Raw genomic sequence first — 20,163 nt, forward strand, 5'->3', positions numbered from 1 at the left:
TCGTTGTTTTGATCGAGTGACCGCAATGCCCATCAAGATCCCCGATACCTTGCCTGCATTTGAAACCCTGGTTCAGGAAGGCGTGCGCGTGATGACCGAGACGGTGGCTATCCGTCAGGACATCCGACCGCTGCAGATCGGGCTTCTCAACCTCATGCCGAACAAGATCAAGACGGAATTGCAGATGGCCCGCCTGGTCGGCGCGTCTCCACTGCAGGTGGAGCTTTCGCTCATCCGCGTGGGTAACCACAAAGCAAAGAACACCTCGGAAGACCATCTTCTCGCCTTCTACCAGACGTGGGAGGAAGTGAAGCACCGCAAGTTCGATGGCTTCATCACTACCGGCGCGCCGATCGAGACGCTGCCCTACGAGGACGTGAACTATTGGCGCGAAATGCAGCAGATTTTCGACTGGACGGAAACCAACGTCCATTCGTCGATGAACGTCTGCTGGGGCGCGATGGCCGCGATCTATCATTTCCACGGTGTTGCGAAGTACGAGCTCAAGGAGAAGGCCTTCGGCGTCTACCGGCACCGGAACCTGAAGCCGTCATCCGTTTACCTGAACGGTTTCTCGGACAATTTCGAAGTGCCGGTGTCGCGCTGGACCGAAGTCCGTCGCGGCGACATCGAAAAGTTGGAAAGCCTTGAGATCCTGATGGAATCCAACGAAATGGGCGTCTGCCTCGTGCATGAGCGGAAGGGCAAGAGGCTCTATATGTTCAATCATGTGGAATATGATTCAACGTCGCTTTCCGACGAATATTTCCGCGACGTGAATGCCGGCGTTCCGATCAAGATGCCGCACAACTACTTCCCGCACAATGATCCGTCGCTGACGCCGCAAAACCGCTGGCGCAGCCACGCGCACCTGTTGTTCGGCAACTGGATCAACGAGATCTACCAGACCACGCCGTACGATCTCAACGATATCGGCAAAAGCGACTGACAGGAGCAACGCCAAGCGGCTGGGCGGAGCGCGTCCCCTGCCTGGCAGCGTTTGTTTTTTGCGGCACACCCGTTGCGGTTTGCGGCAAATGGGGGCAGGTTCCCTGCCTCACTCAATAAATCTGGACGGTCGTTATGGCGGAATTGTTGAAACGGGAAGTTTTTGGGCAAACCAAGTCGGGAGAAACTGTCTATCGGATCGAGATCAAAGGTGGCGGGCTGACAGCCAAGATCATCACCTGGGGTGCCGTCATTCAGGATCTCCGCCTCGACGACCACGATGCCCCGCTTCTGCTCGGCTTCGACGATTTCGACAGCTACCCTGCTCACTCCTCCTACTTTGGCGCAACGCCCGGACGCTGCGCAAACCGCATCGGCGGCGGCAAGTTCATGCTGGATGGCAAGAACTATCAACTCGATCTCAACGAGAAGGGCGTGACCCATCTTCATGGCGGCAGGGACAACATCGCCAAGCAGAACTGGACAATCGTCGAGCATGATGTCGACCGCGTTGTGCTGAAGATCGTCGATCCGGACGGTCGCGCCGGCTATCCGGGCAACTGCACCATCCAGGCAACCTACTGGGTGCATGGCAGCGGCGAACTCTCCGTCGTCTACGAATCGACCAGTGATCAGCCGACGATCGCCAACGTTTGCCAGCATGCCTATTTCAACCTCGACGGCCGCGACGATGCGCTCGGCCACGACATCATGATCGCAGCCGACGGCTACCTCGTCACCGATGAACTGCAGGTCCCGACGGGTGAGATCCGACCGGTCGCCGGAACTGTCTTCGACTTCCGCGAGATGTCGCCGATGAAGCGGTTCGACGGCAGCGAGCAGGCGCTCTACGATCACAATTTCTGCCTTTCCGATGACCGGACCGCCAAACGGTCCGTCGCGCTTGCCCGCAGCCTAAACTCGGGCGTTTCGCTGGAAGTACGCACGACGGAGCCCGGCGTCCAGTTCTATGCCGCCTTCAAGCTCAACGTGCCTGTGCCCGGCCTGGGGGGACGCAAATATGGTCCGTTCGCCGGCTTCTGCCTGGAAACGCAGATCTGGCCTGATGCAATCAATCACGAGGGATTTCCGAACGCTATTCTGCGCCCGGGCGAAGTCCTGCGTCAGGAAACGGACTACGTTTTCTCGAAGAGCTGACGCTCCCATCTTGTGCTCGAATGAACAAACCCTCGCAGGCCGGCTGCGAGGGTTTTTCTTTTTGGAGTGATTTCCCGCTTGCGATTGGTTCTAAATAGGTTCTATTATTGGAACATGGATAGAACCAGTTTGATAGCCGAGCTGAACAGCCGTGGTCTGCGCGACGAGGCGTTGACGGGACCGCTTTACAAGCGGCTGGCGCAGGCCTTGACTGGCCTGATTCAGGAAGGATTACTGAAGCCTGGAACGGCACTCCCCGGCGAGCGCGATATGGCCGAAGCGCTGAAGGTCGGACGCGTGACTGTTCGAACCGCCTATCGTGACCTGATGAACGCTGGCACGCTCGAGTCTCGGCACGGGAGCGGCACCTTCGTTTCCAGCAAGGTCGAACGCATGGAACAATCGCTGTGGCGGCTCTCCTCGTTCTCTGCCGACATGCGCTCGCGCGGGCGCGCCCCTGCCGCAAGGATCTTGTCTCGGACGGTCAATACGCCATCTCCTGAGGAGGCGTTCCTGCTTGGCCTCGGCCTTGATGAACCCGTCCTTCGCCTCGATCGTCTGCGTCTTGCCGACGGGCTGCCGCTTGCGATCGAACGCGCTGTCGTGCCGATAAAATTCCTTGGAGAAAATGGTGGTGGAGAAGGATCTCTTTACGAAGCACTCGCGGCAAACGGCCACCGGCCCGTTCGGGCGCTGCAGAGATTGACGGCGGTCACGCTCGATCCGTCATCGGCCGCGGCGCTGCACGTGAATGCCGGCGCGCCCGCGCTACTGATCGAACGCGTCTCGCGCCTGGACGACCAACGTGTCGTCGAATACACCCGCTCCCACTATCGTGGCGATGCATATGATTTTGTTGCGGAATTGAGAATTGGAGATGACCTATGAGTGAAAGCCAGTCGCTAATGTTGCAGGAAGCCGGCCAATCGCCGGAGGTCGTCGCAACCTTGCTTCAGAAAGAAAAGTCCGCCTTCGCCGAAATTGCAAAGCTGTTTGCATCGGGCGCTCCGACCGTGGTGACGACGGCAGCGCGCGGGTCGTCGGACCATGCCGCGACCTTCTTCAAATACCTGTTCGAGATCACCTGTGGCGTGCCGGTCGCATCGGTTGGCCCATCGATCGCGTCGGTCTATGGTGCGTCTCTGCATCTGAAGGGGGGCATCCACTTCACGGTGTCGCAATCCGGCGCAAGCCCCGACATCATTGCCTTGCAGGATGCGGCAAAGCATGGCGGCGCAACGACGATCGCCGTCGTCAACGTCACCGACAGCCCGCTCGCCAAGCAGGCCGACATCGTTCTCGGCCTGAATGCTGGCCCGGAGAAGAGCGTGGCAGCGACCAAGTCCTTCATCGCCTCGGTCGCCGCGCTTTCCGGTGTCACGGCTGCCATCAGCGGCAAGCGCGATCTGCATGCCTCCTTGGAAAAACTCCCGGAAGCCCTCCAGGCGACCAGTGGGATCGATACGAAGGCAGCAGAGGACGTTCTTTTCGAAGCCAGCTCACTTTATACGGCCGGTCGCGGCCCCGCTTTCGCCATTGCGCTCGAGGCAGCATTGAAAGCCAAGGAGACCGCCAGCTTGCACGCGGAAGCCTTCTCGCTTGCTGAATTGATGCATGGGCCGATGCGTCTTGTTCAGCCGGGCTTCCCGATCGTCGCCTTCACGCCTGATGATCCGGCATTCAGCAACAACGTCCAAGCGCTTGAGCGGCTGCGGAAGCTCGGCGCAACCACCGTGCCGTTCTCGGGCCAGCCGGTCTCCGGCATCAATTTGCAGGTGCCGACGACGGGCAGCGGTCTGCTCGACCCGCTCGTTTCGCTGCTCGTCTACTATCGCCTGATCGAGTCAGTCACACGTCGCAAGGGCTTCGACCCGGACAAGCCGGCCAATCTGCTCAAGGTCACGGAGACGATGTGATGGTTCGCAAGATCTTCTCCGGCGCCAGGATCTTCGACGGCCAACGCTTCCACGACGATAAGGCGCTCATTGTGTCGGACGGGCGCGTTGAGGCCATTGCGACGGCAAGCGAACTGCCCGACGGCGAGCACACGCGGTTCGAAGGCGGGATTCTTTCAGCAGGCTTCATCGATGCGCAGGTAAATGGGGGTGGCGGGCGAATGCTCAACGACGAGCCCTCTGCAGCCTCCATGTACATGATTGCCGACGGTCATCGGCCCTATGGCACGACTGCGCTGCTGCCGACGCTGATCACCGATACGGCGGACGCGACGGCGGCGGCGATCGAGGCGGCCAAGGAAGCCGTCAAGACGAATCGCGGCGTGTCGGGTCTCCATCTTGAAGGCCCACATCTGGCGCCGGCGCGCAAGGGGGCACATCTTGCCGAACTCATGCGCCCCGTTGAAGACAAGGACGTGACCGCCTTCATTGCGGCCAAGGAAGCGATCGGTACCCTGCTGGTAACGATGGCGGCCGAGCAAGTAACCTCACAACAGGTACGCGAACTCAGCGAAGCCGGCGTCACCGTCAGCATTGGCCATTCCGATTGTTCCAGCGAGGCGGCGGAGGCTCGCTTCGACGCCGGTGCGCGAGGTGTCACCCATCTTTTCAATGCCATGAGCCAACTCGGCCACCGGGCGCCCGGCCTCGTCGGTGCCGCCATCGATCATCCTTCGGTCTGGTGCGGCATCATTGCCGATGGCCATCATGTTGATCCAAAGGCGCTTCGAACCGCTCTTCGCGCCAAACGGGGTGAAGGCAGGCTCTTTTTCGTCACCGACGCGATGTCGCTGGTTGGATCGGAGCAAGACTCCTTCACGCTGAATGGCCGCACCGTCCGACGCGAGAGAGGTGGCTTCTGCTCGAAGCTGGTTCTGTCCGACGGCACGCTTGCCGGCTCCGACGTGGATATGGCGTCGACCATCCGCTATGGCGTTACCTATCTGGAACTTCCGCTCGCAGAGGCCCTTCGCATGGCGACGCTCTACCCGGCGCGCTTCCTGCGGCTGGAAGACCACGGCCACCTTTCGCCGGGTGCCCGAGCCGATCTGGTGCATCTGACCGATGCTCTCGAGGTCACTCGGACCTTCATCAGCGGCGAAGCGGCCTAGAAATCGAGGACGTGATGACAGCGATCACCGATGCTTACTTCTCCAATCTGATTGGCCGACTCGAGACTTTGAAGATTGAGCTCGCCGAGCCCATGGCTTTGGCGGCCAATGCGATCCTAGAAGCCGCACGCAATGACAAGCGGGTCTATGTGTTCGGCACCGGACACTCGCACATGCTGGCCGAAGAGGTGCACTATCGGGCGGGTGGCCTCGCTTTCACCGTTCCGATTCTCGTTGGCTCCGCGATGCTGCACGAGGGCGCGGTGATCAGCTCCGTCTATGAGCGGACAGAAGGATTGGTGCGGCCGGTGCTGGAACGTTACGGCATGCAGCCGGGCGATGTCATCATCATCGCGTCGAACTCCGGCGTGAATGCAGCGCCGATCGAAGCCGCCGATTATGGCCGCGAGATCGGCGCCAAGGTGATCGCGATCACGTCGGTCTCCTATTCAAGTGCGGTCGCGAACGGCCGACGCCGCCTTGCTGACATCGCCGATGTCGTGTTGGACAACGGTCTTCCTCCCGGCGATGCAGTGATTGCGCTTCCAGGCACGGAGCTAAAAGTCGGCCCGGTTTCGACCGCTATCGGCGCGACGGTCCTCAACGCGATCTTCGCTGACGTCGCTTGGGAGCTGTCGAAAGGCGGCGACGCACCGATTTATCTCAGTGCCAATATGCCTGGTGCTGCAGCGGTGAATCAGCGACTGGTGACGAAATATCGACCGCGCAATCCTCATCTCTAAGAGCGATCGATTGTCAACGCCACGCTGACAGTCGGTTGCCAAAGTTCAATCTACCAGGCCGTGAGGGCGAGGCGCATATTTCTTTCAAGAACAGCGGCGGAGGCTAAGCCCCGCCGGACTTTGAAAGGAATGGTCGCATGGCCCAGATCATCTTGAATTCAGCGGTTGCCATCCTCATTGCGGCCGCCTTCGTAACCACAGCCACCGCCGCTCTTCGCGGCGAAGGCCGTGCAATGCAGAAGGTGCCGGTCAGGGTTAAACCAACGCGCCATCCAAAGGGCTGAAAGACAGCCAAGTAATTCCTCAAATCGGCCCCAATATCGACACCGGGTTGAACGACCAATGCGTCGTGGGGCATTTGGAGTGCAGGGCAATGACGAAAATTATTGGTGCGGCCGCAGTGTTGACAATCGCCATGGCGACCTATGCGGCATACTTGAATCCATACGATACGCGCAGCCAGCAAGGCCGCTATTCGCAGCAGATCGAGAGCCACGATAACGGCCTTACGGCGTCCATCCGCTAAACGAACAACTGACCGCCATTGGCGCTTAGCGTCGATCCGGTGATGAAACCTGCGTCGTCAGAAACCAGGAAGACGACACAGCGCGCCACCTCTTCCGGTTCGCCGAGACGGCCAACCGGAATCTGCGGAATGATCCGCTCGTTCAGCACTTTCTCCGGCACTGCAAGAACCATTTCCGTACCGATATAGCCTGGGCAGATCGCGTTCACGGTGATGTTCTTGGCAGCCCCTTCCTGCGCAAGCGCCTTGGTGAAGCCGAGGTCTCCGGCCTTCGCAGCCGAATAGTTCACCTGTCCCATCTGACCCTTTTGGCCGTTGATCGAGGAAATGTTGACGATCCGCCCGTAGCTTCGGTCGCGCATGCCCCCCCAGACCTGGTGTGTCATGTTGAAGAGACCGGTGAGGTTGGTGTTGACGACCTCATGCCACTGCTGCGGTGTCATCTTGTGGAACATTGCGTCCCGGGTGATGCCGGCGTTGTTGACAAGGACATCGATCACACCGAGTTCGGCCTCGACCTTCGCGATGCCTTCGCCGCATGACGTGTAGTCGGAAACATCCCATTTGAAGACCGGAATGCCTGTGGCGCCGTGAAAGGCGTTCGCCTTTTCGTCGTTGCCAGCGTAGTTGGCGGCAACCGTATAGCCGGCATTCTTCAGCGCGAGAGAAATCGCGGCGCCAATGCCGCGGGTACCACCAGTGACAACAGCCACCCTGCTCATGTTCCGCTCCCTTATTTGAGGGCCCCGCTATGCTGCGGGGCTCAGGTTCTAGTTGGACTGCCTGCTATTCAAAGAGCTTCGAAACACATTGCGACGCCCATGCCGCCACCGATGCAGAGCGTCGCCAATCCCTTCTTCGCGCCACGGCGCTTCATCTCGAAAAGGAGCGTATTGAGCACCCGCGCGCCGGAAGCGCCGATTGGATGGCCGATCGCGATCGCACCACCGTTGACGTTGACAATCGAAGGATCCCAGCCGAGGTCCTTGTTGACGGCACAGGCCTGCGCGGCGAAGGCTTCGTTCGCTTCGACGAGATCGAGATCGCCGACCGACCAGCCCGCCTTCTCCAGCGCTTTGCGCGACGCCGGAATTGGGCCGGTTCCCATGACCTGCGGATCTACGCCTGCTGTCGCCCAGGAGACAATGCGGACGAGCGGCTGGATGCCCCGACGAGAGGCTTCGGCCTCGGTCATCAGCACGGCTGCGGCGGCGCCATCGTTCAGGCCGGAGGCATTCGCTGCAGTCACCGTGCCGTCCTTGTCGAAAGCCGGGCGCAGTTTGGCCATCGAGTCTAACGTCGCGCCGTAACGGATATACTCGTCGGCATCAACCGTCACGTCGCCTTTTCGTGTCTGGATGACGAAGGGGATGATTTCATCGCTGAATCGGCCCGCCTTTTGCGCGGCTTCCGCCTTATTCTGCGACGCGACGGCAAATCGGTCCTGCTCCTCGCGGGAGAGCTGCCACTGGCGCGCAATGTTCTCGGCGGTGATGCCCATGTGATAGCCATAGAAGGCATCTGTCAGGCCGTCCTTGATCATGGTGTCGACCATCTTCATGTCGCCCATTTTCACGCCGCCTCGCAAATGCGCCGCATGCGGCGCCATCGACATCGACTCTTGGCCGCCCGCGACGATGATCTTTGCATCGCCGAGCGCGATCTGCTGCATGCCGAGCGCGACGGCGCGAAGACCCGAGCCACAGAGCTGGTTGACGCCCCATGCGGTCGCTTCCTTGGGAACGCCGGCCTTCATGGCCGCCTGGCGGGCGGGATTCTGGCCTTCGCCAGCCGGAAGAACCTGACCGAGAATGACTTCATCGACTTCGCCGGCCTCGACACCTGCACGCTCCAGCGCGCCCTTGACCGCAGCCGCACCCAGTTCATGGGCGGCAACGGTGGCGAAGGCGCCATTGAATGAGCCAACGGCAGTGCGACCTGCACTAGCGATGACGATGGATGAACTCGACATGACGATCTCCTCGTTAACTCCACCAGATATAGCGAAACTGACAAAGCTTCATCGCCAAGTCAAACGACAAGACTCTACCATTGAATTTTAGGGATTGCTTACGCTGAGGCAAATTATCTCTGACTTAAAAGGGGTTGCCGCATCGCACAAAGAGATTGTCACTGGGCTTCGTTTGCGTCTACATTCCTCGGTGGAGGAATTTCCATAACAATCAGACGGGCTTCGGGAGACTGATATGGCGAAGAATGACGGGCAGATCGTAATCAAGAAATACGCCAATCGCCGCCTCTATAACACAGGCACCAGCACTTACGTGACGTTGGAAGACCTGGCGGAGATGGTGAAGAAGGGTGAGGATTTTACAGTCCAGGATGCAAAGAGCGGCGACGACATTACCCACTCGGTACTGACGCAAATCATTTTCGAACAGGAATCCAAGACGGGCAACACGCTCCTGCCGATCTCGTTCCTCCGCCAGCTGATTACCTACTACGGCGACCAGATGCAGATGGTCGTTCCGAGCTTCCTGGAACATTCCATGCGCGCCTTTACCGAACAGCAGTCGCAGATGCGCGAGCAGGTCACACGCGCTTTCGGCGAAACGCCTATCGGCAAGAACCTGCAACTGCCGATGCAGATGGTCGAAGACCAGGTCCGTCGCAATACCGAGATGTTCCAGCAAGCGATGCAGATGTTCTCGCCGTTCATGACACCGCCGGCTAAGGAGAGCCGCAAGGCGGAGGCAAAAGACATCGACGAGCTGAAGGAACAGCTGCGCGCGCTTCAGAACAAACTCGACAATCTATGAGCTTCAGAGCCCGATCGAAACATCGCGCCCGGCCGTGCGAATAGACACGGCAAAGCCGCCAATCACATCAATCAACGCAATCGTCATCAGGATGAAGAAAACCTGGGTGGCTGCATCTTGGACGAGGAGAAACTCGACCAGGAAGGCTATGAAGACGAGCATTGACAGCATGTGATTGGCCAGGCTGCCGCCAGCATTGCGCGTCGCCCTCAGTATTTCGAAGAATAGCACCGCAAGTGCGATGACGATGAAAAGATCGCCAAGCGACATGCTCCACATGGCTCCCGAAATCATCGACAAAACGATGACGTCGTTTTGCAACGAGGGAAGCCCGCCGCCGCCCATCAGGCCCAGCATCGACATATTGTAAAGAATGAATGGAATAATCATCAGCGGCACAGCATTGAACATCTGGCATATCTCCCCTCAGCGAGGGAATAGTGCCGTAAACAGCCGCATCACTTCAAGGCATCAAAAGAATGTATTTGTCGCGGGAAAAAGCAAAAGGCCGGCACAGGGCCGACCTCGCAAATCCTACTCAGGCAGAACGCAAATGTATTATGCGCTTTCCTTCGGCGTCAGAACCTGACGGCCGCGATACATACCGGTCTTCAGATCGATATGGTGGGGGCGGCGCAGTTCGCCGGAGTTCTTGTCTTCAACGTAGGTCGGAGCCTTCAGTGCGTCTGCAGAGCGGCGCATACCGCGCTTGGACGGGCTCGTTTTTCTCTTCGGTACAGCCATTTTTATTACTCCACTTCACGGGCAAACACATCCAACGGCCAGACTGGCGGCCGAAACGACGGATCGCGATTTCGGAAATTTTGCGCGCTTATACATGCCTTGGGGGAGCTTGACCAGTCCCCAAGCTTATTTTTTGAGATTCATGCGATTCCGAGGTCAGACCTCGTCTTCCTCGACGATCCAGGCCTCGGCCCGCGCCGCCTCCTCCCACTTCTTCCAGGCCGGATGCGCCTTGACGGCGGCGATATAGCTCAGAGTATCGCTGGCAGAAACCAGGTCGTAGACGTCGAAGCGGTTGACAACAGGTGCGAACATCGCATCGGCGCCGGAAAAAGCGCCAAAAAGGAACGGTCCGCCAGAGTGAGCGCGCAGGTCACGCCAGATCGTCTCGATGCGGGAAACGTCGGCCATGACGCCGTCAGCGAGCGCGATCTTTCCCTTCGGCCGCCGGATATTCATCGGGCAAGCGTTGCGCAAGGCCGTGAAACCCGAAAGCATCTCCATGGAAACAGCGCGTGCCACCGCTCTCTTGTCGCGCTCCTTTGGCCAGATCCCGGCTTCCGGGAAAAGCTCGGCAACATACTCGATGATCGCCAGCGACTGCCAGACACGAACGTCGCTATGCTGGAGCACCGGCACCTGACCTGTTGGCGAGAACTCCTTGAAGTGCAGATTGCCGGCCGCGAAATCGAAAGGGACAAGCACTTCCTCGAAGGGAACACCCGCGGCCGTCATGGCGATCCATGGTCGAAACGACCACGACGAATAGTTCTTGTTGCCGATATAGAGCGTCAACTTTTCCATAGGGTCTTCCTTTTACGCTGCGGGCGCTGTGCCGGCGATCCCTCGATCAGATGGCAGACGACAGTATTGCCCGGCTCACGCAGAAACGTGCCGGTTGCGTCGTAGCGCGTCCCGAAATGACTTGGCGGAGTAGGGTTATGGGTGGCGGAATAAGTCAGCAGTGCGGACGAAAAGGCGGCAGAGATCATCGCTGGTAGTCCAGTCGTTGGTGGCGGGATTTCCGTCCATACTTTTAAAGCACGAATGCCAGATGACACTCATGAACACCAACGACTTATTGCGATATCAATCATAAATGCATCTGATGTAATCGCCCGACCCTCGCGCGCGCCGCTCGATGAGGCTGGCGAGCCGTCGCAATCCCCGCCCGGGCTTGCCCGCATTGCGATCAAAGGGGTTGGGAAGCGCCACGGCGAGAAGGGCAGCCTGCCGGCTGGTCAACTTCGATGCCGGCACTTTGAAATGGTGGCGCGCGGCAGCCTCGATGCCATAGATCCCGGGGCCCCATTCGGCAATGTTGAGGTAGATTTCCATCAGCCGTCGCTTTGACCAGATAAAGTCTGCGGTCACAGCCAATGGCAGCTCCAGCGCCTTGCGAACGAAGGAACGGCTATTCCACAGAAACAGGTTCTTTACCGTCTGCATCGGGATCGTGCTGCCGCCACGGGTGGAGTGACCGCTTAGCGTATCCTCCAAGAGCATGCGCATCTCACCCCAATCGACGCCCCCATGGAAGCAGTACTGTCCGTCTTCGGACATCATTACCGACTGAACAAGAACCGGTGAGATCTTGTCGATTGAGACCCATTGCCGGTCGTAACCGCGCAGCAGCACCAGATCGCGAAGCATGAGCGTGGAAACCGGGTGGATGAAGGGCAGCAGGTAAAGGACGATCAAGACGTACGGGAGGATGACGAGCGCCGCCAGCGCGAGAACGATGCGCATGATCACAGGGCGACCTTTAAGCCAGACAAACGCGTGCCTGTGAAACGGCACGGTCATGCGATCCTCTGTCTCCGGCGTTATGTCCAATTCCCCGACCCAGTCTCTTGCCCTTCTCCTCCATACCGTTTGCGAACTGGCATTGCCAGAGACAAAGGAAATCTTCGCCCCACCATCGACAATTCCGTTGCAAGCAGAAGGCGGCTCATGTCAAACAGCGCGCCATGGACGCAAGCTCTGAAACATTCGAAGCCAGACTGGCCGCCACCGCGCGCGAGGTCGAGGCTGTGCTCGACATCCTGCTGTCTCCAGCTGCGCTGAACGACGAAATTGCCCGGCCGGAGAGCCTGTGTTCGGCGATGCACTATGCCGTCCTGAACGGCGGCAAGCGACTGCGGCCTTTCCTTGTCGTGGAAACGGCATCGTTGCTCGGCGGCGACAGGAGCGCGGCGCTGAGGGTGGGAGCGGCACTCGAATGCGTGCACTGTTATTCGCTCGTTCACGATGATCTGCCGGCGATGGACGATGACGACCTGCGCCGAGGCAAGCCGACGGTGCACATCGCTTACGACGAAGCGACTGCCATTCTCGCGGGGGACAGCCTGCTGACCTATGCCTTTGACATCATCGCAGCGCCTGAAACGAGCTTGCCGGACACAGCCAAAGTGGCATTGACGCTGGCCCTGGCGCGCGGCGCCGGCATTGGCGGCATGGCAGGCGGCCAGGCTCTCGACCTTGCTGCCGAAAAACAGATCCCGGACGAACAAGGCATCGTTACGCTGCAAGCCATGAAGACAGGCGCGCTCATCCGCTTCGCCTGCGAGGCAGGCGCCATCATCGCCGGTGCGTCGGCAGAGGATCGCGCGCGATTGCGCCAGTTCGGCGAGAGGATCGGCCTCGCCTTCCAGCTCGCCGACGACATTCTTGATCTCACCTCCGATGCCGCCACAATGGGCAAGGCGACAGGCAAGGATGCCGGTCGCGGAAAAGGCACGCTGGTGGCACTGCATGGTATCGCATGGGCGGAAACCAAGCTTGCCGAGCATGTGCGCGAAGCCGAAGCATTGCTGTCTGCCTACGCCGAGCGCAGCATCATTCTCGCCGAAGCTGCTCGCTTCATTGCCGGACGCAAGAGCTGAAAAAATCGTCACCGGGACAATATTTCTGCCACCACACGAGACACAGTCTCTTGTCGATCGTCGGGAACCGCGCCTAAGAAACGAGGCCAAGATCCAACCGACCGAATAAGAAACGTAAGATGCATGAGATCCTGACCTACCTCCCGCAGATTCTGCCTGCCTACGTCGCTTATTTGATCGCCGTCATCAGCCCCGGCCCGGCAATCATGGCAATCGTGTCGACGTCGATGACGCATGGCCGCAAGGCAGGCATGACCATCTCGCTCGGCATCTTTGCGGGCTCGTTCACTTGGGCCTGTGCTGCCGCTCTCGGCCTGGCAACCATCCTCCAAACCTACGCCATCGCGCTCGAGATCCTGAAGATTTTCGGCGGAATCTATCTGCTATATCTCGCCTACAAGGCCTTCAAGGCCGTACGCGCCAGCGATGGCCTGCCGCAGCCTGTCGTGCAAAAGAGCCTCACGGCGCGCGCCCTGCTGCTGCGCGGCTACGGCATTCACGTTACCAATCCGAAGGCCATCTTTTCGTGGCTGGCGATCATAGCGCTCGGCATGCCGCAGGGCGCTCCGGCGTCCGTCGCCGGCATGATCATCGGCGTCTGCATGGCAACAGGCTTTACCATCTTCATGGGCTACGCAGTATTGTTCTCGACACCGCACGCACTGAAGATTTACCGCAACCTGCGCCGCTGGATCGAAGGGGCTATGGCCGCCTTTTACTGTGTTGCGGGGCTGAAGCTGCTGGCCAGCCGAATCTGAGTGCTTTCGACCGCGCCTTATTCCGCGGCCGTCTTCTGCCCAAATCGCTTGTCGATGTAGTCGGCGACAAGCGCCTCGAAGTCGGAAGCGATATTCGGTCCGCGCAGCGTCAATGCCTTGCTGCCATCGATGAACACAGGCGCAGCCGGCGTTTCACCGGTGCCAGGCAATGAAATGCCTATGTCAGCGTGCTTGCTTTCACCCGGCCCGTTGACGATGCAGCCCATGACCGCAACGTTTAGCGCTTCGACGCCCGGATATTTCTCGCGCCAGACCGGCATGTTCTTGCGGATGTCGTTCTGGATGTTCTGCGCCAATTCCTGGAAAACGGTCGAGGTCGTGCGCCCGCAGCCGGGACAAGCAGCAACGACAGGGATAAACTGACGGAAGCCCATTACCTGCAGCAGCTCTTGGGCGACCTGTACTTCGCGCGTCCTGTCGCCATTCGGCTCCGGCGTCAGCGACACGCGGATGGTATCGCCAATCCCCTGTTGCAGTACATAACCCATGGCAGCCGATGAGGCGACAATCCCCTTGCTGCCCATGCCGGCTTCGGTAAGACCGAGATGCAACGCATGATCAGAGCGTTCGGAGAGCATCGAATAGACGGCGATTAGATCCTGTACCTGGCTAACCTTGGCCGACAGGATGATGCGGTTGCGCGGCAGACCTATCTCTTCGGCAAGATTGGCCGAAATCAACGCGGACTGCACGATCGCTTCGCGAGTCACTTGGCGCGCCGAAAGCGGTGAGCCAGCTTCCGCGTTCTGATCCATCAGCGTCGTGAGTAGCTCCTGATCGAGCGAACCCCAGTTGACGCCGATGCGCACCGGCTTGTCGTAGCGGATCGCCATCTCAATGATGTCGCCGAACTGCTTGTCCTTCTTGTCCTTGAAGCCGACATTGCCCGGGTTGATACGGTATTTCGCCAACGCCTCGGCACAGGCCGGATGATCGGCAAGAAGCTTGTGGCCAATGTAGTGAAAATCGCCGACGAGCGGCACGTCCATGCCAAGCCGCAACAGCCGCTCGCGAACCTTGGGAACCGCAGCCGCACTTTCGTCGCGATCCACGGTGATCCGGACAAGCTCCGAACCCGCCTTGAAGAGAGCCGCCACTTGCGCGACGGTCGCGTCGACATCCGCCGTATCGGTATTCGTCATCGACTGGACGACAACGGGCGCGCCGCCGCCCACGATGACGCCGCCAACATCGACGGCGACGGATGCGCGGCGCGGTTTCGGATCAAAATCTGCAGCAGAAGACATATAGAGTTCTTGAACCCCTGAAATTCGTGTCTTTCAGGTGGATCATGCCCGCTTTGTTGTCAACCGCCCCGCGCATCACTTTTGCTTGGAGCCTGCTTCAGTGCCCGCCCGATATGCCGTCAGCATAGCGCGCCAGATTGGAAAACAGCAAAACGACCACCAAGAGCACCGGCAGCGCCATGAACACGATGCTGAAGCCGATATGCTCGGCCACGAAGCCGATTGCCGACGGCGCGACCAGCATGCCGGAATAGCCCATGGTGGTGACGACAGAGAGCCCGATCCCGGCTTTCAGACCTGGAATGTTGCCGGCGGCGGAAAAGGCGATCGGCACCATATTGGAAATGCCGATGCCACACAGGGCAAAGCCGACGATCGCCATTTCGGCATCGGGCGCAAAAGCTGCAAGCAACATGCCCGCGATGGCAAAAAGCGTGCAGATGCGCAACGTTTTGACTCCACCCAGGCGATCACGAACGAGATCCCCCGCAAATCGCATGATGGCCATCGTCAGCGAAAACGCCGCAAAGCCAAAGCCGGAAAGGGCAATCGAGGCATCCAGCTCCTGCCGAAGATACAGAGCGCCCCAATCGAGCACTGCGCCTTCCGGAACCATTGAAAACAACGCCATGAGCCCGAGTAGCCAAGGAAGCGGTACAAGCGGCAGCCGCGCCTTCTCTTTCCTCTCGTCAGGATGCGGCGGATCGGCAAGGATCATCGGCCAGGCGACACCCAGGAAGATTGCCGCAAGCAATGTTGCCAAGTCGGCATGCCCGAGCACGCCGAGCTTGGCGATCACCAGGCCACCGAGGCCAGAACCGATCAAGCCGCCCAGGCTCCAGAAGGCATGGCAGGACGACATGATCGCGCGCCGCATCGATTTCTCGACGGCGACGGCGTTGGCATTCATCGCAACATCCATTGCGCCGATGAAGCCACCGAACAGAAAGAGCGAAACCGCTCCCGTAGCAATATTGGGCGCCAGAGTGAGCGCCAGAAGGATTGGCAGCAGGCAAAGGGCGGCCACCTGCACGACGAGCCGCGAGCCATGGCGTGCAATTTGCGCACCGGCAATCGGCATCATTGTCAGTGAGCCCAGACCGAAGACCAGAATCATGAGTCCAAGCTGGAACTTGCTCAGCTGCAGGCGTTCAGCAAACTCCGGGATCTTTGGCGCCCAGCAGCCGACCAGGAAACCGTTCATCAAGAAGAGCAGCGAAACGGCTGCTCTGTTCTTCGTTACAAAACCGGTCCTGACGGCCGACGCCATTTTCGTCTGAGTATCCATCTTTTCTTCCGATATCCCCCGAGCACCCGGCTTAAGGCCGATTGCCGCTTTGAATGAATTACGCCGCCTCGCCAGCGACAATCGTTTTGCACCCACGGTCGCGATATTGCGCAATGACGTCAGGCTCGACATCGCGCTCGACAACCAGGCATTCGCAATGGGCCACCGGCAGCACCGCATGAGGCGCCGCCGTCCCGAATTTCTCTGACGTGACGGCAACCATAACCTTCCGGCTCCTTGACGTCGCAAAGCGCTTGAATTCGGCGTCCTCGAAACCGAATGTGGTCACTCCCGCGGCCAGGTCGATGCCGCAAGCTCCAAGAATACAGAGATCCGGCGACAGGGATTCCATATCGCGCATCGCCTTGGCGCCCAGCGCGCCGCCGACCTGTCGATCGATCATCCCGCCAATCAGGATGACACTGATCGCAGGTTTCTCGATCAGCGCCGCGGCGATGGCGGGTGCGTTTGTCGCCGCGGTCAACGTCATGTCCGGCGGTAATGCGGCCGCAATGGCAAGGTTAGTGCTTCCCGCGTCGAAGAAAACCATCGAACCAGGCGTAATCTGTGAGACTGCAGCCAGCGCCAGCGCGCGTTTCCGATCACTTGCAACACCCATGCGATGCTTCATGCTGCCACCAGCCGAAGAAACCGGCAACGCGCCTCCGTATACACGTTCGCAAAGGCCCGCAGCCGCCATCTCGCGAAGGTCGCGGCGCACCGTATCCTCGGACACGCCGAACTCTACCGCCAGTGCGGCAGCCAGAACGCGCCCATGGGTTTGCAGCTTGCGGGAAATGGCGCTTTGCCGCTCTTGCATCAGAAGTTCGTTCATGTTCGTGCCGGTTCTGTCAATCTCGCCATCAATCGTGCATAAATACGCATAAACAAGTATGATCACGCGCGCAAGACCTGTCGCGGACACGTTTCCTCGCAGCCTGAAACAAGCCGCGCCAAACTCGCCATAAATGAGAAAAATATTCGCACGTGCCCATTTTCTTCGCAGTTTTCTACGCTTCCCCTCAGATGCTTTTCTGCGATTTTCGCAACATCGAACACACCGGGTGAATTGGATATAAAAATGAACCTTCTGAAGACCATCGCCGCCGCAGCGCTCATTCAGGCCGCCGCGCTACTTCCTGCCGTTGCCGGCGAAAACCTCGCCGCCATCAAATCATCAGGCATCTTCAAGATCGGCACCGAAGGAACTTACGCTCCGTTCACCTATCATGACGACAGCAGCAAGCTCGTCGGCTTCGACGTGGAGATCGGCGAAGCGGTTGCTGCCAAGCTTGGCGTCAAGGCAGAATTCGTCGAAGGCAAATGGGACGGGCTGATCGCCGGTCTCGATGCGAAGCGCTACGACACCGTCATCAACCAGGTCGGTATTACCGAGGCGCGCAAGCAGAAATACGACTTCTCCGAGCCGTACATTGCGTCCAAGGCCGTCCTCATCGTCCGCGATGGCGACGACAGCATTAAGGGCTTTGCAGACCTCAAGGGCAAGAAGTCGGCTCAGTCGCTGACCAGCAACTTCGGCAAGCTCGCCGAGCAGTCCGGCGCCGAACTCGTCGGCACTGATGGCTTCGACCAATCGATCCAACTCGTGCTAACCAAGCGCGCAGACGCGACGATCAACGACAGCCTTTCCTTCCTCGACTTCAAAAAGCACAAGCCGGAAGCTCCGGTGAAGATCGTCGCCCAGCAGGAAAATGCCGACTATTCCGGTATTATCATCCGCAAGGGCGAGCCGGAACTGCTGGAAGCAATCAACAAGGCGCTTGCCGACATCAAGGCTGACGGCACCTACAAAAAGATCTCTGACAAATACTTCGGCCAGGACGTTTCGAAGTAAGTCATACCGCCGGCGGCTTGCTGCCGCCGCCACTTCCTTTATATGTGCCTGAAAAGCGTTCAGCGAAACCTCGCTGGACGCATCTTTCTTTGGGGATTGCACCTTGCCGAACTGGCTTCATTTGATGGCGGATTCGCTCGGACCGCTCCTCTGGGCCGGCCTGATCTTCACGATCCCGCTGACACTCCTTTCCTTTGCGTTCGGCCTGATCCTCGGGCTGATCACCGCGATCGGGCGGCTCTTCGGACCGGCGCCGGTTGCCGCGATCGCCCGCTTCTATGTCTGGGCTATCAGAGGCACGCCGCTGCTGGTGCAGCTTTTCGTGATCTTCTATGGACTGCCGAGCATCGGCATCCTGCTCGATGCCTTTCCGGCAGCACTGATCGGCTTCACCCTCAACATCGGCGCCTACAGCTCCGAGATCATCCGCGCCGTCATCTCCTCCGTACCGAAGGGGCAGTGGGAAGCGGCCTACTCGATCGGCATGAGCTGGCGTCAGGCAATGAGCCGCACGATCCTGCCGCAGGCTGGGCGCGTTGCGGTGCCGCCGCTTTCCAATACGTTCATTTCGCTGGTGAAGGACACCTCGCTTGCAGCCGCCATTACGGTCCCGGAGCTGTTCCAGGCTGCGCAGCGAATTGTCGCGACCACTTACGAGCCGCTGATCCTCTACATCGAGGCTGCATTGATATACCTTGCCTTGAGCTCCGTCCTATCAGCGCTGCAGGTCCGCCTCGAGCGTCGCTTTGCGCGCTACGGCGGTATGCTGGAGGCAAACGCATGATCGAGCTTTCCCATATCGAAAAGCGCTTCGGCGACGCCGTTATCTTGAAAGATATCAGCATCCGCATTCCGGAAGGTAGCGTTACGGCCCTCGTCGGCCCGTCAGGTGGTGGCAAGAGCACGCTGCTGCGCTGCATCAACCTGCTCGAGATCCCGACAGCAGGCATGATCCGCCTCGGCGAGGAGAAGCTGAGCTTTGCGCAGGGCCAGAAGACCGGCTGGCAGGCGATTCAGAAGATCCGCCGGCAGACCGGCATGGTATTCCAGAACTTCCAGCTCTTTCCGCATCAGACAGCCATCGAGAATGTGATGGAAGGGCTCGTCACGGTTCTGAGGTGGCCGAAGGAGAAGGCACGGGAGCGGGCAATGGAATTGCTGACGAAGGTCGGAATGGCGCACAAGGGCGATGCCTGGCCCTCGACGCTCTCGGGTGGTCAGCAACAGCGTGTTGCAATCGCCCGCGCGCTTGCCCCGTCTCCGCGCGTTCTTCTCTGTGATGAACCGACATCGGCGCTCGACCCCGAACTCTCCGCCGAAGTCGTCGACGTTCTCGGTCGTCTCGCCCGCGAAGGCACAACCATGGTGATGGCGACGCATGACCTGCGCCTCGCCTCCAAGATCGCCAACGACGTGGTCTTCCTCGAGGCCGGCAGCGTGGTCGAGACGGGAAGCGCAAGGAACATCTTCACGGCGCCGCAGCGCGAGCGCACCAAGCGCTTCATCTCGACGATCAACGCCGCCCATACCTACGACATATAGGCATGCGCGGCGACAGATTCTTTTAAACCGCGCGCGCCGCCTTCAGCGCCTTGCCCCACCAGATAAGCTGGTCGATTTGGTTCTTGGCGGCCTCGACGAGGTGCGCGTAGTCGTTCAGGCTCTTTGCCTCCTTGGCGACTGAGAGATATTCCGGGAAAGATATGTGAACGCCCGTCTTCACGGAAACGGCGCTCATTTCCACGAAAATCAGCCGCAGCTGCTCGACTGCGCGGGCGCCCCCGACACCGCCATAGCCGACGAAAGCGACTGGCTTATGCACGAACTCCCCGAGATCGATCGCATTCTTGAGAACTGCGGTCGGGCCGTGGTTGTACTCGGCGGCCGTGAAGATATAGCCATCGAACGCGCGCAGCTTCTTCTTCCAGCGCTCCGCCGTTTCGTTTTCAGCCGAGCTCGCGCTCGCCTGCCCGAGGAAAGACATCGGGTAGTCCAACAGGTCGAGAACTTCAACCTCGAGTTCGGGGCGGCTTACGGCAATTTCGGCAATCCAATTGGCGGGGTGCTCCGCAAAGCGGCCGATTCGTGTGCTTCCGACGATAACGGCAATCTTGAGCTTACTCATATTAACCCTTTCATAAAA

Annotated in this window: 25 protein-coding genes; 14 read left to right on the top strand and 11 right to left on the bottom strand. The window is 59.4% G+C overall.

Going from position 1 to position 20,163, the window contains the following annotated elements; translation table 11 throughout:
• Positions 1–25: 25 nt before the first annotated feature.
• From metA to BSG20_RS36295, 8 genes are all read left to right on the top strand, one after another.
• The gene (gene metA, locus BSG20_RS04995) at positions 26–949 is read left to right on the top strand and encodes a homoserine O-acetyltransferase MetA (RefSeq protein ID WP_072369677.1); all 924 of its coding nucleotides are present in this window, start codon (positions 26–28) and stop codon (positions 947–949) included.
• 134 nt (positions 950–1,083) lie between these two features.
• A complete protein-coding gene (locus BSG20_RS05000) occupies positions 1,084–2,106 on the top strand; it encodes an aldose epimerase family protein (protein WP_072369680.1) in 1,023 nt (340 codons plus the stop codon).
• Between the two features lie 114 nt (positions 2,107–2,220).
• Positions 2,221–2,994 (top strand): GntR family transcriptional regulator, encoded by a 774-nt coding sequence (locus BSG20_RS05005; RefSeq protein ID WP_072369683.1) that lies wholly within the window; start codon positions 2,221–2,223, stop codon positions 2,992–2,994.
• Positions 2,991–4,022: an SIS domain-containing protein gene (locus BSG20_RS05010; protein ID WP_072369686.1), complete on the top strand. Its 1,032-nt coding sequence runs from the start codon at positions 2,991–2,993 to the stop codon at positions 4,020–4,022. Before BSG20_RS05005 ends, BSG20_RS05010 begins: the two co-directional genes overlap by 4 nt.
• Positions 4,022–5,173, top strand: a complete 1,152-nt coding sequence (gene nagA, locus BSG20_RS05015; RefSeq protein WP_072369689.1) for an N-acetylglucosamine-6-phosphate deacetylase — start codon at positions 4,022–4,024, stop codon at positions 5,171–5,173. Before BSG20_RS05010 ends, nagA begins: the two co-directional genes overlap by 1 nt.
• Positions 5,174–5,187: 14 nt before the next feature.
• Positions 5,188–5,916, top strand: coding sequence for an SIS domain-containing protein (locus BSG20_RS05020; RefSeq protein WP_072369692.1), 729 nt, complete (start codon positions 5,188–5,190; stop codon positions 5,914–5,916).
• 137 nt (positions 5,917–6,053) lie between these two features.
• On the top strand, positions 6,054–6,200 hold the full coding sequence (locus tag BSG20_RS36290) for a hypothetical protein (protein WP_167371529.1): 147 nt from the start codon (positions 6,054–6,056) through the stop codon (positions 6,198–6,200).
• Between the two features lie 89 nt (positions 6,201–6,289).
• On the top strand, positions 6,290–6,442 hold the full coding sequence (locus BSG20_RS36295) for a hypothetical protein (RefSeq protein WP_167371530.1): 153 nt from the start codon (positions 6,290–6,292) through the stop codon (positions 6,440–6,442).
• Here BSG20_RS36295 and phbB read toward each other — a convergent pair.
• Positions 6,439–7,164: a beta-ketoacyl-ACP reductase gene (gene phbB / locus BSG20_RS05025; RefSeq protein ID WP_072369695.1), complete on the bottom strand. Its 726-nt coding sequence runs from the start codon at positions 7,162–7,164 to the stop codon at positions 6,439–6,441. The two genes, BSG20_RS36295 and phbB, sit on opposite strands and share 4 nt — an antisense overlap.
• Positions 7,165–7,232: 68 nt before the next feature.
• Positions 7,233–8,414 carry an acetyl-CoA C-acetyltransferase gene (locus BSG20_RS05030; protein WP_072369698.1) on the bottom strand — a complete coding sequence of 394 codons (1,182 nt, stop codon included), beginning with the start codon at positions 8,412–8,414 and terminating at the stop codon, positions 7,233–7,235.
• Between the two features lie 235 nt (positions 8,415–8,649).
• Here BSG20_RS05030 and phaR point away from each other — a divergent pair, with 235 nt between their 5' ends.
• Positions 8,650–9,222 (top strand): polyhydroxyalkanoate synthesis repressor PhaR, encoded by a 573-nt coding sequence (phaR, locus tag BSG20_RS05035; protein ID WP_072369701.1) that lies wholly within the window; start codon positions 8,650–8,652, stop codon positions 9,220–9,222.
• Positions 9,223–9,225: 3 nt separating this feature from the next.
• Here phaR and BSG20_RS05040 read toward each other — a convergent pair whose 3' ends face one another.
• The 5 genes from BSG20_RS05040 to mtgA all read right to left on the bottom strand — a co-directional run bounded on the left by BSG20_RS05040 (position 9,226) and on the right by mtgA (position 11,802).
• The gene (locus tag BSG20_RS05040; protein ID WP_024313322.1) at positions 9,226–9,633 is read right to left on the bottom strand and encodes a hypothetical protein; all 408 of its coding nucleotides are present in this window, start codon (positions 9,631–9,633) and stop codon (positions 9,226–9,228) included.
• A gap of 147 nt (positions 9,634–9,780) precedes the next feature.
• Entirely contained in the window at positions 9,781–9,966 is a 186-nt protein-coding gene (gene rpmF, locus BSG20_RS05045) for a 50S ribosomal protein L32 (protein WP_003543812.1), read from the bottom strand.
• 156 nt (positions 9,967–10,122) lie between these two features.
• Positions 10,123–10,770 carry a glutathione S-transferase family protein gene (locus BSG20_RS05050; protein WP_072369704.1) on the bottom strand — a complete coding sequence of 216 codons (648 nt, stop codon included), beginning with the start codon at positions 10,768–10,770 and terminating at the stop codon, positions 10,123–10,125.
• Complete coding sequence (locus BSG20_RS05055) at positions 10,758–10,958, bottom strand: DUF1868 domain-containing protein (RefSeq protein WP_306372221.1); 201 nt, start codon at positions 10,956–10,958, stop codon at positions 10,758–10,760. Before BSG20_RS05055 ends, BSG20_RS05050 begins: the two co-directional genes overlap by 13 nt.
• Before the next feature lie 97 nt (positions 10,959–11,055).
• The gene (gene mtgA, locus BSG20_RS05060; protein WP_177309810.1) at positions 11,056–11,802 is read right to left on the bottom strand and encodes a monofunctional biosynthetic peptidoglycan transglycosylase; all 747 of its coding nucleotides are present in this window, start codon (positions 11,800–11,802) and stop codon (positions 11,056–11,058) included.
• Between the two features lie 134 nt (positions 11,803–11,936).
• Between mtgA and BSG20_RS05065 the strand changes: the two genes are divergently transcribed.
• Complete coding sequence (locus BSG20_RS05065) at positions 11,937–12,851, top strand: polyprenyl synthetase family protein (RefSeq protein WP_072369707.1); 915 nt, start codon at positions 11,937–11,939, stop codon at positions 12,849–12,851.
• A gap of 119 nt (positions 12,852–12,970) precedes the next feature.
• On the top strand, positions 12,971–13,609 hold the full coding sequence (locus tag BSG20_RS05070) for a LysE family translocator (RefSeq protein WP_072369710.1): 639 nt from the start codon (positions 12,971–12,973) through the stop codon (positions 13,607–13,609).
• 17 nt (positions 13,610–13,626) lie between these two features.
• On the opposite strand, the gene ispG is transcribed toward BSG20_RS05070, so the two are convergent.
• From ispG to BSG20_RS05085, 3 genes are all read right to left on the bottom strand, one after another.
• On the bottom strand, positions 13,627–14,877 hold the full coding sequence (ispG, locus tag BSG20_RS05075; protein ID WP_072369713.1) for a flavodoxin-dependent (E)-4-hydroxy-3-methylbut-2-enyl-diphosphate synthase: 1,251 nt from the start codon (positions 14,875–14,877) through the stop codon (positions 13,627–13,629).
• A 97-nt stretch (positions 14,878–14,974) separates the two neighbouring features.
• The gene (locus BSG20_RS05080; RefSeq protein WP_072369716.1) at positions 14,975–16,165 is read right to left on the bottom strand and encodes an MFS transporter; all 1,191 of its coding nucleotides are present in this window, start codon (positions 16,163–16,165) and stop codon (positions 14,975–14,977) included.
• 58 nt (positions 16,166–16,223) lie between these two features.
• Positions 16,224–17,000 carry a DeoR/GlpR family DNA-binding transcription regulator gene (locus BSG20_RS05085; RefSeq protein ID WP_093041042.1) on the bottom strand — a complete coding sequence of 259 codons (777 nt, stop codon included), beginning with the start codon at positions 16,998–17,000 and terminating at the stop codon, positions 16,224–16,226.
• Positions 17,001–17,246: 246 nt separating this feature from the next.
• Here BSG20_RS05085 and BSG20_RS05090 point away from each other — a divergent pair, with 246 nt between their 5' ends.
• The 3 genes from BSG20_RS05090 (at position 17,247) to BSG20_RS05100 (ending at position 19,562) form a co-directional block, all read left to right on the top strand.
• Positions 17,247–18,020, top strand: a complete 774-nt coding sequence (locus tag BSG20_RS05090; protein WP_072369719.1) for an amino acid ABC transporter substrate-binding protein — start codon at positions 17,247–17,249, stop codon at positions 18,018–18,020.
• Between the two features lie 103 nt (positions 18,021–18,123).
• Positions 18,124–18,804: an amino acid ABC transporter permease gene (locus BSG20_RS05095; protein ID WP_072369722.1), complete on the top strand. Its 681-nt coding sequence runs from the start codon at positions 18,124–18,126 to the stop codon at positions 18,802–18,804.
• Positions 18,801–19,562 (top strand): amino acid ABC transporter ATP-binding protein, encoded by a 762-nt coding sequence (locus tag BSG20_RS05100; RefSeq protein ID WP_072369725.1) that lies wholly within the window; start codon positions 18,801–18,803, stop codon positions 19,560–19,562. Before BSG20_RS05095 ends, BSG20_RS05100 begins: the two co-directional genes overlap by 4 nt.
• Positions 19,563–19,584: 22 nt before the next feature.
• Here BSG20_RS05100 and BSG20_RS05105 read toward each other — a convergent pair whose 3' ends face one another.
• Positions 19,585–20,145, bottom strand: a complete 561-nt coding sequence (locus tag BSG20_RS05105) for an NADPH-dependent FMN reductase (protein WP_024313310.1) — start codon at positions 20,143–20,145, stop codon at positions 19,585–19,587.
• Between the last annotated feature and the right edge of the window lie 18 nt (positions 20,146–20,163).

Origin of the sequence: Rhizobium tibeticum, assembly GCF_900110205.1 — a bacterium.
Lineage (GTDB): Bacteria > Pseudomonadota > Alphaproteobacteria > Rhizobiales > Rhizobiaceae > Rhizobium > Rhizobium tibeticum.